Genomic DNA, 13409 nt, shown 5'->3' with positions numbered 1-13409 from the left:
TAAGTAGCTGTTGACGCTTGTTTTATAAGAGCTAGAGGGCTAAAACCCTTGAAGCCGGGAGGCTGACATTCACTGGTAGGATGCAGCCATGTCCAGTCAACCAGTTGCCGATATGACGCCCATTCCGCCGGATGAAGGCACGCCTGTTTCCGTGAAGATCCGCGAGCGCATCGCCGCGGCGCGCAAGCGCTTCAACGCCAACGACAACATTGCCGAATTCATCGAGCCCGGCGAGCTGGAGCGGCTGCTCGACGAGGTCGAGGTGAAGATGCAGGGCGTGCTCGACAGCCTGGTCATCAACACCCAGGACGACCACAACACCAACAACACCGCGCGCCGCGTTGCCAAGATGTACCTCAACGAGGTGTTCAAGGGCCGCTATGTGCAGGCGCCACCCATTACCGAGTTTCCCAACGCCGAGCACCTCAACGAACTCATGATTGTGGGGCCGCTCACGGTGCGCAGTGCCTGCAGCCACCATTTCTGCCCTGTCATGGGCAAGATCTGGATCGGCATCATGCCCAACGAGCACACCAACGTGATCGGTCTGTCCAAATACGCCCGCATCGTCGACTGGGTCATGGGCCGTCCGCAGATCCAGGAAGAGGCCGTGGTGCAGCTGGCCGATCTCATCATGGAAAAAACCCAGCCCGACGGCCTGGCCATCGTGATGGAGGCCAGCCACTTCTGCATGTCCTGGCGCGGTGTGCGCGACATGGACAGCAAGATGATCAACTCCGTGATGCGCGGCGTGTTCCTCAAGGACAGCGCCCTGCGCCGCGAATTCCTCTCGCTCATTCCAGGAAGGAACTGACATGCTCGTACGCCTGCTCTATGCCAGCCGTGCGGTGGACACTTCGCCTGCCGCCATCGAGGCCATCCTCACCCAGTCGCGCCAGCACAACCCGGGCTGCGGCATCACCGGCATCCTGTGCTATGGCGGCGGGGTCTTCCTGCAGGCCATCGAGGGCGGGCGCTCGGCCGTCAACGAACTCTATGGCCACATCCAGCGCGACCCGCGCCACCAGAACGTGGAGCTGCTGCACTACGAAGAGATCGCCGAGCGGCGCTTTGGCGGCTGGACCATGGGGCAGGTGAACCTGTCCAAGATCAACCACTCCATCCTGCTCAAATATTCCGAAAAACCCGAACTCGACCCGTATGCGGTGTCGGGCAAGGTGTCGTTTGCGCTGCTCGAAGAGCTGATGGCGACGGCGAGCATTATCGGCCGCGCCTGAAAAGCGGGCTTGCTTTGCTACTGCGCCAGCCGATTCCGGGCCTGCTGTGCTCGCTGTACGGGAGTACGGCTGCGCGCATCGACCCAGACTAGGCTGGCTCGCTACGCAAATCAACCCCGCTTTTAATGGTTGATGGGGGCCAATCCATTCCTTGGCCGCAGCCGCTAACAGCGTGCTGCGGCCTTTTGCATTCCTGCTTCTGCGATCTGTGACCTGTGCCCATGACGACCGACCTGGCCACCCCCATGCTGCTGGGCTGCGATTTTTCCAGCAGCCCCAGCCGGCGCAAGCCCATCGTGCTGGCGCTGGGCCAGCGCGTGGCAACGCGGGTGCAGCTGCGGGGGCTGGAAACTTTCGACACCCTCGATGGCTTTGCGCGCCGGCTGGCCCAGCCGCGTGCCTGGGTGGGTGGTTTTGATCTACCCTTTGGCCTGCCGCGCGCGCTGGTGCAGGCGCTGGGCTGGCCGCTGCAGTGGCATGCGTGCATGCAGCACTACCGCAGGCTCACGCGGGCGCAGATCCGCGACCAGTTCGCTGCGTTCTGTGACGCGCGCCCCGTGGGCGGCAAGTTTGCCCACCGGGCCACCGACGCTCCCGCGGGCTCCAGCCCCTCCATGAAATGGGTCAACCCGCCCGTGGCCTACATGCTGCACGCCGGCGTGCCGTTGCTGCTGGATGCGGGCGTGCACCTGCCCGGCCTGCACCCCGGCGACCCGCAGCGCGTGGCGCTGGAAGCCTATCCCGGCCTGCTGGCCCGCGAAATCCTGGCGCGCCGCAGCTACAAGAGCGATGACCGCGCCAAACAGACGCCCGACCGGCTGATCGCGCGCAAGGACCTGGTGCATGCACTCGAGATGGGCCAGACCCGCCTGGGCCTGCGGCTCAAGCTCAGCCATGCCCAGCGCGATGCGCTGGTGGATGATGCCAGCGGCGACCGCCTGGACGCCGTGCTGTGCCTCTTGCAGGCGGCCTGGGCGCAGCAGCGCCATGCGGCGGGCGATGCGCTCTATGGCTTGCCCCAGGGGCTGGATGGCCTGGAGGGCTGGATTGTCACGGCCTGACCTGCGCCGCCGCCCTGGTATTGCGGGCGCAGCCCGGTGGACAGCCACCGCATCTGCGCGCAGATCTCGCCCGGCAAGGGCTGGACGCGTGACGCATCGGCCGATGCGGTGGCAGCTTGCGGAGGGTTTGTGCCGCGACGTTGGCACAATGGACAACTCCGCATTTGTAGATTCTCCTGGCCATGCCTGCTTTCGAAACCCTGCTCACTTTCTTTGGCGTGTCGGTGCTGCTGGGCCTGACGCCCGGCCCTGACAATCTGTTTGTGCTGCTGCAATCGGCCCAGCGCGGCTGGCGCGCCGGCATGGCGGTGGTGGTGGGCCTGTGCGCCGGCCTCGTGGTGCACACCGCAGCGGTGGCCCTGGGGCTGGCGGCCGTGTTTGCCGCATCGGCCATGGCGTTCACCGTGCTCAAGTACTGCGGCGCGGCCTATCTGGCCTATCTGGCGTGGCAGGCCCTGCGGGCGCCCGCCGCCACGGCCCAGGAGTCCGCCGTCGCCACGGGCCAGGGCAAGCAGGGTGGCCCCAGCCTGGGGCGCATGGTGGGGCGCGGCATGGTCATGAACCTCACCAACCCCAAGGTGCTGGTGTTCTTCCTGGCCTTTTTGCCGCAGTTCGCCGACCCTGCGCGCGGCAGCGTGGCGCTGCAGCTCATGCTGCTGGGGGTGGTGTTCATGCTGGCCACGCTGCTGGTGTTCGGGGCCATCGCCTGCTTTTCCGGGGGCTTCGGGGCACTGCTGCAACGCTCGGCGCGCGCGCAGACCGTGCTCAACCGCGTGGCTGGCCTGGTGTTTCTGGGCCTGGCGGTGCGGCTGGCCACGGCCGAGCGCTGAAGCCTGCAACGGCCCCGCCGCTAAGCGGCAGATCGCACCATCAGCAGACTATCAAATCAATAGCTGCTGGCGCTTGTTGCATAAGCGCTAAAATCAAAAAATGCTTGAATTGTCATGTGCGGGTTTGATAATGGGCGTATGACCGAACTCCTCCTCATCCGCTATGGTGAAACCGACTGGAACCGCGAGTTGCGCTTCCAGGGCCAGGTGGATGTGCCGCTGAACGCCACCGGGCACGCGCAGGCGCACCGCCTGGCGCAGCGCCTGGTGGCGGAGAACCTGGCGGTCGATCATCTGGTGTGCAGCGACCTCATCCGCACCCGGCAGACGGCACAGCCCGCGCTGGCGGCGTTGCTGCCGCAGCTGTCGCTCGACGCCCTGACCGACCCGCGCCTGCGCGAGCAGCATTTTGGCGTGGTGGATGGCCTGCGCGTGGACGACATCAAGGTGCAGCACGCATCGGCCTGGGCGCAGTGGCTGCGCTTCGATGCCGATGGCAGCATGCCCGGCGGCGAGACCGCGCGGCAGTTCCACGCACGGGTGATGGAGGCGCTGCGCGGCCTGGCCCACCAGCATGCGGGGCAGACCGTCATCGTGGTCACGCACGGTGGCGTGCTCGACATGGTGTGGCGCACCGCGCGCGGCCTGGGACTGGGCGGTCCGCGCCAGAGCGATATTCCCAACGCGGGCCTGAACCACGTGCGCCTGCAGGGCGATGCCATAGAGATCGTGCGTTGGGCTGACACGCAGCACCTGGCCGGCATGCCGGCCCAGCCCGTGTACGACCAGACCCGGCTGCAGCGCGCCGAAGGCGTCAGGGCCGCTTGACGCCCTTGTCGCCCCTTACCAGTGCCAGATAGGCGCTGCGGGTCTGCGCCGACACTGAATTCACCAGCTGCTCATACGGCGTCTTGTGCCGCGCCAGCATGCGCGCCGTGGCGATGGTCTTGGACTTGCAGAACCAGTGGCAGGTGTGCTGCATCAGGAACAGCTCGGCCGACATCGTGAAGGCCTTGTCGCGCGGGGCCAGGTGCGCCGCGTTGCGGACCATGTTCTCGATGCCCCGGGCGTGGATCGCCAGGGCCTGGCGCATGTCGAAGGTGGTGGCGGGAAACAGCTGGCTGGCAAATGGAACCGCCATGGCGAAGCGGCTGACGCGGGCGTCGGCCTCGTTCACCTGGGAGAACTCGGCGGCGAATCGGTTGAACTGCTCGCTCAGCTGCGACTCGGTGCTGCCCAGCAGGCTCCAGATCTGGTCGCGCCGCTCGGGCGTGCTCTCGCCCAGCGCGCGCAGATAGCCCTCGGTCAGGGTCTCCATGAGCTTTTCGATCTGGTAATGGCCCAGGTGGCTGGCCAGCAGGGCAATGCGCTTGCGTTGCTGCTGGTGGTTGAGGATGTAGCTGCCGATGGCGATCAGGAGGGCGAGGGTGAGAATGTCCATGGCCTGTTTATATCCCCGGCGGCTGGGGCCAGGCGCGTTGCGGTGGGCGGATCTGCTCGAACGCGTGGGCCAGTTGCAGCACGCCCAGGTCGTCAAAGCGCCGCCCGGCGATCTGCAGGCCAATGGGCAAGGGATGCAGGCCCGTGGTGTAGCCGCAGTTCACCGACGCAGCGGGCTGCTCCGACATGTTGAAGGGCACGGTGAAGCCGATGTGCTCCAGCGGACGCAGCGGGTCGTCGGTGGGCGAGGGCAGCTCGGCCGCAAATGCCGGCATGGGCGCCACGGGCGATATCACGTAGTCGAAGGCGTTGCAGGCACGCACAGTGGCCAGGCGGGTCAGGTGGAACTGCTGGCTGGCGTGGAACACTGCGGTGCCGCTCAGGCCCGCGGCGCTGTCGGCCCAGGCGCGGATGTAGGGCAGCACCTTGCCCTGCTGCGCGGCGGGCAGGGCCTGCAGGTCGATGTACGAGCGCATGCGCCAGAAATGGTCCATGCCGTCGAGCATGGCCTGGGTCATGAAGGGCTGCATGGGCACGATGTGGGCGCCGGCCTGCTCTAGCCAGCGGGCCGCCTGCTCGATGGCGGCGCGCACCTCGGGCTCGACGGCGAGGCCGCAGCCCGCCTCCAGCAGCAGGCCGATGCGCAGACCACGAAGGTGTTCGACACCCTGGTCGAACCGGCCCCAGGCGATGTCCTGCGCGGGCAGGGCCATGCTGTCGCGCGCGTCGCTCTGGCTCAGCACCTGCATCATCAGTGCGGCGTCCGCCACCGTGCGCGTCATGGGGCCGGCGGCGCGGCCGGTGTAGGGCGGGTCGATGGGAATGCGGCCCAGGCTGGGTTTCAGGCTGAAGATGCCGCACCAGCTGGCCGGCAGGCGCAGCGAGCCGCCGATGTCGGTGCCGATGTGCAGCGGGCCATAGCCGGCGGCAGCGGCAGCGCCCGCCCCGGCGCTGGAGCCACCGGGGCCTTTGGAGAGGTCCCAGGGGTTGCGCGCCAGCGGGTGAAAGCTCGACAGTCCCGAAGACAGCATGCCGTAGTCGGGCATGGTGGTCTTGGCCACGACCACGGCGCCGGCTTCGCGCAGGCGCGCGGCGGGCGGGGCGTCGGCGGCCGCGGGCAGCAGCGCGGTGGCCGCGGTGCCCAGGGGCATGGGGTCGCCGCGCGTAGCGATGTTTTCCTTGATGGTGGCGGGCACGCCATCGAGCGCACCCAGGGGTGCGCCGCGCAGCCAGCGGGCCTCGGATGCCCTGGCCTGCGCCAGGGCGGCGTCGGGGCGCAGCAGGTAGGTGGCCTGGATGTGGGGCTCCCAGCGCCCGATGTGGGCCAGCACATCGGCGACCACATCGACCGGGGACAGGGTGCGCTGGCGATAGGCCGCGAGCAGGGCGTGGGCGGGCAGGTCGTGCAGGGCGCTCATGGTGCGGGTGGCGCCGGTGTCAGGACCAGGAAAGGGCCGAGAGATCGTTCACGAAGATGGGCATGTCTTTCCACAGCCCCCGGAGGTTCTTGTTCGCCACCGTCACCCATTGCGGCTGGTAGAGGAAACCGTGCACGGCCTCTTCGGCCAGCAGGCGCTGCGCGTCGCCCAGCAGGCGGGCACGGTCGGCCGGGCGGGGGGTGTTCTTGATCTTGTCGAACAGCGTGTTGAACTGCGGCGAGTTGTAGCCCCAGTAGTAGTCGGGCTTGGCAAAGTTGCCCAGGTCGAAGGGCTCGACATGCGAGATGAGCGTGAGGTCGTAGTTCTTGTTGCCGTAGGTGCCGCTGAGCCACTGGGCCCATTCCACGTTCTGGAGCTTGCACACGATGCCGATCTTGGCCAGCTGCGCCGCGATCACCTCGCCGCCCTGGCGGGCGTAGGGCGGCGGAGGCAGGGTGAGCGTAAGCTCCAGCGGGGTCTTGACGCCGGCCTCGGCCAGCAGTTTCCTGGCCTTGTCGATGTCAAAGGGGTTGATGCCCGTGGTGTCCACATAGCCAAATGCGCCCGGCACATAGTGGCTGCCAATGGGCACGCCAAAGCCGTCGCCTGCACCTTCGATGACGGCCTTGCGGTCGATGGCGGCGGCGATGGCGCGGCGCACGCGCACGTCGTTCAGGGGCTTTCGGTTGTTGTTGATGGCCAGGATGGTCTTGGCGCGCGAGCCGCTCACCACCACCTGAAAGCGCGGATTGGCCTTGAACTGGGCCACGCTGCGCGGCGTGACGCGGGCGAACAGGTCCACATCGCCCGCCAGCAGCGCCGCCACCTGGGCGGCGGGGTCGGAGATGAAGCGGAATGTGGCCCGGCGCATCCGGATGCTGCCGGGTGCCCGAAAACCTGGCCACGCGTTCAGCGTGATGGACGCACCCCGGTTCCAGGCGCCCAGCACGTAGGGGCCGGTGCCTACGGGCCGGGTGGCGTTGGTGGCGGCGCTTTGGGGCTCGGCGATGATGGCCGTGGCCTGGCCCAGCACGAACAGGAAGTCGGGGTCGATGTCTTTGTTGATGATGACCACGGTGTGGTCGTCCACCACCTGGGTGGTGAGGTTGGCAAAGGTGCGCTTGTCCTTGTTGGTGCTCTTGTCGCTGCCCGCACGGTCGAACGAAAACTTGACCGCGCTGGCAGTGAACGGCACGCCATTGCTGAACTTCACCCCCCGGCGCAGGCGCAGGGTGTAGGTTCGCAGATCGGGCGACACCTCCCAGCTCTCCGCCAGCAGCGGCGACACGCTGCCGTCGGCGTTGATCTTGGTGAGCGTCTCGAAGATGTTGTAGTGCACGATCTCGGCAATGGCCGAGGCGGCGCCGGCCGTGGGGTCCAGCCCTGGTGGCTCCAGCGTCATGGCCAGCACCACGCTGTCCTTGCTGGTTTTGGCCAGGGCGCCCCAGGGCGCAGCCAGGGGGGCGGCAGCGATGGCGCCAGTGGCCAGGACGGAGCGGCGGTTCAGCATGTTCGGGTTCTCCAGGCGAAACAGGTCGATGGGGCCCGCTTGCAGGGGCGCCCTTGGTCAGAAAGGATTCTTTTTACACCATGGGGCGCAGGGCTTCGCCGGCCCCTTGTGCCATTTCTGCCCGGAGTGCCCGGGCGCGCCCCGGCTCGATGCGCGGCACGGCGCTGACCAGGGCACGGGTGTAGGGGTGCTGCGCATTGAACAGCAGTTCCTCGGGCGTGCCGCGCTCCACGATGCGCCCCTGGTATAGCACCACCACCTCGTCGCACAGGTGGTTCACCACGGCCAGGTCGTGGCTGATGAGCAGGTAGGTGATGCCGAACTGCTGCTGCAAATCCAGCATCAGGTTGAGCACCTGCGCCTGCACCGAGACATCGAGCGCGCTCACGGGCTCGTCGGCCACGATGAGGCGGGGGTGGGTGATGAGCGCACGCGCAATCGCGATGCGCTGGCGCTGGCCGCCCGAGAACTCGTGCGGGTATTTGCCCAGGTCGGTGCTGCGCAGGCCCACCTGCGCCAGCACCTGCGCGGCCTGCTCGCGCTGTTCGGCACGGCTGGTGCGGCCCTGGGCCTGCAGCGGCTCGGTGACGATGCGCTCCACCTTCTGGTGCGGGTCCAGCGAGCCATAGGGGTCCTGGAACACCATCTGGAAGTCGCGCCGCGCATGCCGCAGCTCGGCGGCGGGCAGGCGGTGCAGGTCGCGACCGAGCAGGTGCACCGTGCCGGCGGTGGGGGTGTCGAGCGCCATCACCAGTCGGGCCAGCGTGGACTTGCCCGAGCCCGATTCGCCCACGATGCCCAGGCTGCGGCCCGACTCCACGCGCAAGTCCACGCCCTGCAGGGCCTGTACCTGCTGCGGCGTTTGACACAGGTGCGTGCGCGGCAGCGGGTAGTGGCGCACCAGTTGCGTGACCTGCAGCAGGGGGGGCTGCGAAGTGGCGGGAATTTTTGAGTCAGATGGCTCTGTGGCGTTTATGGAGTGCGCGCCAGAAGCTATCGATTCAGCAGTGTTTGCGGAATTCATGCGTTGGCCTCTTGCGCGGCGGCCACCGCATCCAGCCGGATGCAGCGTGCCAGGTGCCCCGCACCCCCAGCCGCCAGCGGCACGGGCGGCGGTGCGGTGCTGTGGCAGGCGGCCACGGTGAAACCGCAGCGCCCGGCAAAGGGGCAGCCGGCGGGCAGGTGGGCCAGCTCGGGCACGGTGCCCGCGATGGTGGACAGGCGGGGGCGTTCGCCGGCGCGGCGCGGCACCAGCTGCGGGCGCGCCGCAAACAGGCCGCGCGTATAGGGGTGGGCCATGGCCGAAAAAACTGCCTCCGTGGGGCCGCTCTCCACCACGCTGCCGCCATACATCACCAGCATGCGGTCCGCGTTCTGCGCAATCACGCCCAGGTCGTGCGAGATCAGGATCAGCGCCATGCCACGCTCGGCCACCAGGTCGCCGACGAGCTGAAGGATCTGCTGCTGCACGGTCACGTCGAGCGCCGTGGTGGGCTCGTCGGCAATCAGCAGATCGGGCCCGCAGGCCAGCGCCATGGCAATGGTGATGCGCTGGCGCTGCCCGCCCGAAAACTGGTGCGGGTAGTCGTCCAGGCGCCGGGCGGCGTCGGCAATGCCCACGCGCTCCAGCAGGGCCAGGGCCTCGCGGCGTGCGGCTGTGCGGCCCAGGCCGCGGTGCAGCCGCAGCGGCTCGGCCACCTGGTCGCCAATGCGGTGCACGGGGTTCAGCGCCGTCATGGGCTCCTGGAAAACCATGCCGATGCGGTTGCCGCGCAGGCGGCACAGCGCGGCGTCGTCCAGCCCTACCAGTTCCTGCCCATCCAGAAGAATGCTGCCGCTGGCCTGTGCGGCTTCGGGCAGCAGGCCCATGAGCGCCAGGGCGGTGAGCGACTTGCCGCAGCCCGATTCGCCCACCAGGCCCAGGGTTTCGCCGCGACGCAGCGTGAAGTCGATGCCGCGCACTGCATCGGCGGTGCCCCGGTGGGTGTGCAGGCGAATGCACAGCTGGGTGACCTGCAGCAAGGGCATGGGTGCGGTGGGTGGGTGGTCGGTCGGCATCAGCGTTGGCGGGTCAGGCGGGGGTCGAGCAGGTCGCGCAGGCCGTCGCCCAGCAGGTTCAGGCCCAGCACGGCCAGGGCAATGGCCACGCCGGGCCACACGGCCAGCAGCGGCGCCTGGAACATCAGGGTCTGGGCGTCGCTGAGCATGCGGCCCCAGGACGGCTGCGGCGGCTGCGTGCCCAGGCCCAGGTACGACAGCGCCGCCTCGGCCAGGATGGCAATGGCGAACTGCACCGTGGCCTGCACGATCAGCACCGAGGCGATGTTGGGCAGCACATGCTCGAGCGTGATGCGCACACTGCCCTTGCCGCAGGCCCGTGCCGCCAGGATGAAATCGCGCGACCCCACGGCGTTGGCCGAAGCCCGCGTCACCCGCGCAAAGGTGGGAATGTTGAAGATGCCGATGGCGATGATCGAGTTGATGGTGCCCGCGCCAAACACCGCCGTCATCATGATGGCCGACAGGATGGCCGGAAAGGCGAAGGTGAAGTCGGCCAGGCGCATGATGGCTTCTTCCACCCAGCCACGCCGCGCGGCGGCAAGCAGCCCGAGTGCCACGCCCAGGCCCATGCCAATGCCCACCGCGATCACGCCCACCAGGAGCGAGTTGCGCGCGCCCACCAGCAGCAGCGAGGCCACGTCGCGGCCAAAGGCATCGGTGCCCAGCCAGTGCTGGCTGCTGGGCCGCTGCAGCTTGGCCGGCAGGTCCATGTCGTAGGGCGACCAGGGCGTCCAGACCAGCGACAGGGCCGCGGCGGCCAGCAGCAGCAACACCAGCACCGCACCGGCAACAAAGCTGCGGTGGCGCAGGGCGCGACGCAGCCAGCCCGCAGTCAGGGCCGGGGCGGGCGGGGTGCTGGTGGCGGCGGACTGATTCATATGTCGCTGGCCTTTACCCGGGGGTCAATCACTGCGTACAGCAGGTCCACCACAAAGTTCACCACCACCACCATGGCCGCCAGCAGCATCACGCAGTTGCGCACCACGATCAGGTCGCGGTTGGCGATCGACTGGAAGATCAGCCGGCCCAGGCCTGGCAGATAAAACACGTTCTCCACCACGATGGTGCCGGCCAGCAGGTTGGCGAACTGCAGGCCCATCACGGTGATGACCGGGATCATGGCGTTGCGCAGCACATGGCCCCACAGCGCCGCCCGCCGCGAAAGGCCCTTGGCGCGCGCGGTGCGCACGAAATCCTCGCGCAGCACATCCAGCACGGCCGAGCGCGTGATGCGCGCCAGAATGGCCGCCTGCACCACGGCCAGGGCGATGGCCGGCAGCAGCAGCGCCTTCAGGGCTGCCAGCGGGCTGCCACCGCTGTCTTCGGTCCAACCCGGGAACCCGCCGGCGGCAAACCACTGCAGCTTCACCGAGAACAGCAAAATCAGCAGGATGGCGAACCAGAAATTGGGGATGGCAATGCCCAGCTGGGCCAGGCCCATCGTGCCCACATCGCCCCAGCGGTTGTGGCGCGCGGCGGCGTAAAGGCCGGCCGCGAGCGCCAGCACCGTGCTGAGCACCATGGCCATCAGCGCCAGCGGTACCGTCAGCGCCAGGCGCTCCAGCACCAGTTCCAGCACCGGGCTGCCATAGGTGTAGCTGTCGCCCATCTCGCCCACCAGCAGGCCGCTCATCCATTGCCAGTAGCGCTGCGCAGCGGGCTGGTCCAGCCCCAGTTGGGTGGCAAGGGCGGCCACCGCGTCGGGCGAGGCATCGGGCCCCATGAGCACCTGGGCGGCATTGCCCGGCAGGATGTCCAGCACCAGGAACACGACCACCGATGCACCGAGCAGCGTGGCCAGAAGGGTCAGGAATCGCTTGAAACGAAAGAAACCCATGGGTTGGTGCGGGTGGTGCTTGTCCGTGTGCTTCAGCCGGTTGGAGAAGGCGGCCTGCGCAGCATACCGGCAAAGCACCCATGATCGCAGTGGTGTGTTGTGCCGCAGGTCCAGGCGGTGCAGGGCAGGGGCGCGGGATAATCCAAGGCATGACCGTCTTCTTGAACTCTCCGTATCCGCATCCGGCCTGCCCGCTTTCCGCAGGGAGGTCCGCATGGCGCTGAGGATCACCGACGAGTGCATCAACTGCGATGTGTGCGAGCCCGAGTGCCCGAATCAGGCCATCTCTGTGGGCGAGGAAATCTACGAGATCGACCCCGACAAGTGCACGGAATGCGTGGGCCACTTCGACGAGCCCCAGTGCGTGCAGCTGTGCCCGGTGGCGTGCATCCCGGTGGACCCCCGGCATGTGGAGAGCCGGGAAACACTGTGGCAGAAGTTCCAGAGGCTGCAGGCGGCCACCAAGGTTTGAGGGTTTAGTGCCTCTGGCACTTGTCCATTCAGTGCCAGGCGCTATAAAAATAGTAGTTCCCGAGGGTGCAGCCGCTGCGGAATGTCACTGGCCTTCGGGGCGCGGCGGCTTGGGACGCGGGGGTTTGGTGGTATGGACCAGCAGCGTGGCTTTTTCCATGTCGCCCGCCAGCATGGCGGCATGGGCCTTGAGCGAATGCTGGATGCTGTCCTCGATCAGGGTGCGCTGGTCGGGCGAGGGTTTTTTCAGCACCCAGTTGGCCACTTCGGCCTTGACGCCTGGATGGCCGATGCCGATGCGCAGGCGCCAGTAATCGGGTGAACCGAGTTGGGCATGGATGTCCCGCAGTCCGTTGTGCCCGGCATGGCTGCCACCGCGCTTGAGCTTCACCTGGCCGGGCGCAATGTCCAGTTCATCGTGCGCCACCAGGATTTCCTCGGGCTGGATCTTGAAGAACCGCGCCAGCGAGGCCACCGATTTCCCTGACAGGTTCATGAAGGTCTGGGGCTGCAACAGCCAGACACTCTGGCCATGCACGCTGGTGCGGGCCACCAGGCCGTGGTAGCTGCGCTCGGGCACCAGCGTGGCCTTGAGTTCGCGCGCCAGTGCATCTATCCACCAGAACCCCGCGTTGTGGCGGGTGGCCTCGTAGTCGGGCCCCGGGTTGCCCAGGCCCACAAACAGTTTGATCATGTGCGCAATTATCGGTAGCTACCAATGAAAACGGCCCACACAGGTGGGCCGTTGGATGCGGCGCTGCCGAGGCAGGCCGCAGAGACCGGTGCGCCGGTCTTATTTCTTGCCCTTGCCCTTGCCCTTGGCATCGGCGGCAGGTGCTGCGTCGGCAGCAGGTGCAGCCACTTCCACCACGGGGTTGGCCACGGAAACCAGCACGGGGTTGTTGTTCTGGCCGCCACGGATCACGGCGTTCACGCCCTTGGGCAGCTTGATGTCCTTGAGGTGCAGGGAAACACCCTTCTTCAGCGTGCTCAGGTCCACGGCAATGAACTCTGGCAGGTCCGAAGGCATGCAGGTCACGTCGAGTTCGTTCACGATGGGGTTCACCAGGCACTTGTCCACCTTGACTGCGTCGGATTCTTCGGCGCCGCTGTAGTGCAGTGGCACCTTCATGTGCAGCTTGGTCTTTTCGTCCACGCGCTGGAAGTCGATGTGCAGCACCAGTTGCTTGTAGGGGTGGTATTGCACGTCACGCAGCAGCACCTTGGAGGTGGTGCCGGCCAGTTCCATGTCCAGCACGCTGGAGTGGAAGGCTTCCTTCTTGAGGGCGTGCCACAGTGCGTTGTGGTCGATCTCGATGAGTTGAGGTTCGGCGGAACCGCCATACACGATGCCAGGCGTCTTGCCCGAATTGCGCAGACGGCGGCTCGCACCCGTACCCTGCTTGGCGCGCTCAAAAGCGACGAAGTTCATAGTTAGCTCCTGAAAAGGGACGACCGCGACCAGTCATTCCCTGTTGAAAAAAGGCTTGTTGCGCCCGGATGGCGGCAAGCCCACAACAATGCCCCCGAACAGGCAAGCCTC

Annotated in this window: 15 protein-coding genes; 6 read left to right on the top strand and 9 right to left on the bottom strand. The window is 67.2% G+C overall.

Annotated features, from left to right (window positions below):
* Positions 1-88: 88 nt before the first annotated feature.
* From folE to AC1RDS_RS17190, 5 genes are all read left to right on the top strand, one after another.
* Positions 89-814, top strand: coding sequence for a GTP cyclohydrolase I (gene folE / locus AC1RDS_RS17210; protein WP_092699110.1), 726 nt, complete (start codon positions 89-91; stop codon positions 812-814).
* Between the two features lies 1 nt (position 815).
* Positions 816-1238: a BLUF domain-containing protein gene (locus AC1RDS_RS17205; protein WP_005799771.1), complete on the top strand. Its 423-nt coding sequence runs from the start codon at positions 816-818 to the stop codon at positions 1236-1238.
* Positions 1239-1459: 221 nt separating this feature from the next.
* A complete protein-coding gene (locus AC1RDS_RS17200; RefSeq protein ID WP_244273685.1) occupies positions 1460-2299 on the top strand; it encodes a DUF429 domain-containing protein in 840 nt (279 codons plus the stop codon).
* Positions 2300-2481: 182 nt separating this feature from the next.
* Complete coding sequence (locus AC1RDS_RS17195) at positions 2482-3129, top strand: LysE family translocator (protein WP_092699112.1); 648 nt, start codon at positions 2482-2484, stop codon at positions 3127-3129.
* 138 nt (positions 3130-3267) lie between these two features.
* The gene (locus tag AC1RDS_RS17190; RefSeq protein WP_348682977.1) at positions 3268-3957 is read left to right on the top strand and encodes a histidine phosphatase family protein; all 690 of its coding nucleotides are present in this window, start codon (positions 3268-3270) and stop codon (positions 3955-3957) included.
* Here the strand turns inward: AC1RDS_RS17190 and AC1RDS_RS17185 are convergent.
* The 7 genes from AC1RDS_RS17185 to AC1RDS_RS17155 form a co-directional block, all read right to left on the bottom strand.
* Positions 3944-4570 carry a hypothetical protein gene (locus AC1RDS_RS17185; RefSeq protein WP_092699116.1) on the bottom strand — a complete coding sequence of 209 codons (627 nt, stop codon included), beginning with the start codon at positions 4568-4570 and terminating at the stop codon, positions 3944-3946. The two genes, AC1RDS_RS17190 and AC1RDS_RS17185, sit on opposite strands and share 14 nt — an antisense overlap.
* A gap of 7 nt (positions 4571-4577) precedes the next feature.
* Positions 4578-5987, bottom strand: coding sequence for an amidase (locus tag AC1RDS_RS17180; RefSeq protein WP_348682980.1), 1410 nt, complete (start codon positions 5985-5987; stop codon positions 4578-4580).
* A 19-nt stretch (positions 5988-6006) separates the two neighbouring features.
* Positions 6007-7497, bottom strand: a complete 1491-nt coding sequence (locus AC1RDS_RS17175; RefSeq protein WP_092699120.1) for an ABC transporter substrate-binding protein — start codon at positions 7495-7497, stop codon at positions 6007-6009.
* A gap of 73 nt (positions 7498-7570) precedes the next feature.
* The gene (locus AC1RDS_RS17170; protein ID WP_092699122.1) at positions 7571-8521 is read right to left on the bottom strand and encodes an ATP-binding cassette domain-containing protein; all 951 of its coding nucleotides are present in this window, start codon (positions 8519-8521) and stop codon (positions 7571-7573) included.
* Complete coding sequence (locus AC1RDS_RS17165) at positions 8518-9525, bottom strand: ABC transporter ATP-binding protein (protein ID WP_287878926.1); 1008 nt, start codon at positions 9523-9525, stop codon at positions 8518-8520. Before AC1RDS_RS17165 ends, AC1RDS_RS17170 begins: the two co-directional genes overlap by 4 nt.
* Before the next feature lie 29 nt (positions 9526-9554).
* A complete protein-coding gene (locus AC1RDS_RS17160) occupies positions 9555-10436 on the bottom strand; it encodes an ABC transporter permease (protein ID WP_092699124.1) in 882 nt (293 codons plus the stop codon).
* Entirely contained in the window at positions 10433-11395 is a 963-nt protein-coding gene (locus AC1RDS_RS17155) for an ABC transporter permease (protein ID WP_287878923.1), read from the bottom strand. Before AC1RDS_RS17155 ends, AC1RDS_RS17160 begins: the two co-directional genes overlap by 4 nt.
* 214 nt (positions 11396-11609) lie before the next feature.
* Between AC1RDS_RS17155 and AC1RDS_RS17150 the strand changes: the two genes are divergently transcribed.
* Positions 11610-11867 carry a YfhL family 4Fe-4S dicluster ferredoxin gene (locus tag AC1RDS_RS17150; RefSeq protein WP_092699126.1) on the top strand — a complete coding sequence of 86 codons (258 nt, stop codon included), beginning with the start codon at positions 11610-11612 and terminating at the stop codon, positions 11865-11867.
* An 84-nt stretch (positions 11868-11951) separates the two neighbouring features.
* Here the strand turns inward: AC1RDS_RS17150 and pth are convergent, their stop codons facing one another.
* Both pth and AC1RDS_RS17140 read right to left on the bottom strand, forming a co-directional pair.
* Positions 11952-12560 (bottom strand): aminoacyl-tRNA hydrolase, encoded by a 609-nt coding sequence (gene pth, locus AC1RDS_RS17145; protein ID WP_092699128.1) that lies wholly within the window; start codon positions 12558-12560, stop codon positions 11952-11954.
* Positions 12561-12659: 99 nt separating this feature from the next.
* On the bottom strand, positions 12660-13298 hold the full coding sequence (locus tag AC1RDS_RS17140) for a 50S ribosomal protein L25/general stress protein Ctc (RefSeq protein ID WP_092699129.1): 639 nt from the start codon (positions 13296-13298) through the stop codon (positions 12660-12662).
* Positions 13299-13409 lie beyond the last annotated feature (111 nt).

It is taken from the genome of Acidovorax sp. GW823-FHT02H02 (assembly GCF_058797075.1).
The sequence above is the reverse complement of the archived record's forward strand: the minus strand, read 5'-3'. Positions and strand labels throughout refer to the sequence as shown.

Coding starts and splice junctions, on each gene's coding strand:
- folE (WP_092699110.1), top strand. CDS start 89: ATGTCCAGTCAACCAGTTGCCGATATGACGCCCATTCCGCCGGATGAA.
- AC1RDS_RS17205 (WP_005799771.1), top strand. CDS start 816: ATGCTCGTACGCCTGCTCTATGCCAGCCGTGCGGTGGACACTTCGCCT.
- AC1RDS_RS17200 (WP_244273685.1), top strand. CDS start 1,460: ATGACGACCGACCTGGCCACCCCCATGCTGCTGGGCTGCGATTTTTCC.
- AC1RDS_RS17195 (WP_092699112.1), top strand. CDS start 2,482: ATGCCTGCTTTCGAAACCCTGCTCACTTTCTTTGGCGTGTCGGTGCTG.
- AC1RDS_RS17190 (WP_348682977.1), top strand. CDS start 3,268: ATGACCGAACTCCTCCTCATCCGCTATGGTGAAACCGACTGGAACCGC.
- AC1RDS_RS17185 (WP_092699116.1), bottom strand. CDS start 4,570: ATGGACATTCTCACCCTCGCCCTCCTGATCGCCATCGGCAGCTACATC.
- AC1RDS_RS17180 (WP_348682980.1), bottom strand. CDS start 5,987: ATGAGCGCCCTGCACGACCTGCCCGCCCACGCCCTGCTCGCGGCCTAT.
- AC1RDS_RS17175 (WP_092699120.1), bottom strand. CDS start 7,497: ATGCTGAACCGCCGCTCCGTCCTGGCCACTGGCGCCATCGCTGCCGCC.
- AC1RDS_RS17170 (WP_092699122.1), bottom strand. CDS start 8,521: ATGAATTCCGCAAACACTGCTGAATCGATAGCTTCTGGCGCGCACTCC.
- AC1RDS_RS17165 (WP_287878926.1), bottom strand. CDS start 9,525: ATGCCCTTGCTGCAGGTCACCCAGCTGTGCATTCGCCTGCACACCCAC.
- AC1RDS_RS17160 (WP_092699124.1), bottom strand. CDS start 10,436: ATGAATCAGTCCGCCGCCACCAGCACCCCGCCCGCCCCGGCCCTGACT.
- AC1RDS_RS17155 (WP_287878923.1), bottom strand. CDS start 11,395: ATGGGTTTCTTTCGTTTCAAGCGATTCCTGACCCTTCTGGCCACGCTG.
- AC1RDS_RS17150 (WP_092699126.1), top strand. CDS start 11,610: ATGGCGCTGAGGATCACCGACGAGTGCATCAACTGCGATGTGTGCGAG.
- pth (WP_092699128.1), bottom strand. CDS start 12,560: ATGATCAAACTGTTTGTGGGCCTGGGCAACCCGGGGCCCGACTACGAG.
- AC1RDS_RS17140 (WP_092699129.1), bottom strand. CDS start 13,298: ATGAACTTCGTCGCTTTTGAGCGCGCCAAGCAGGGTACGGGTGCGAGC.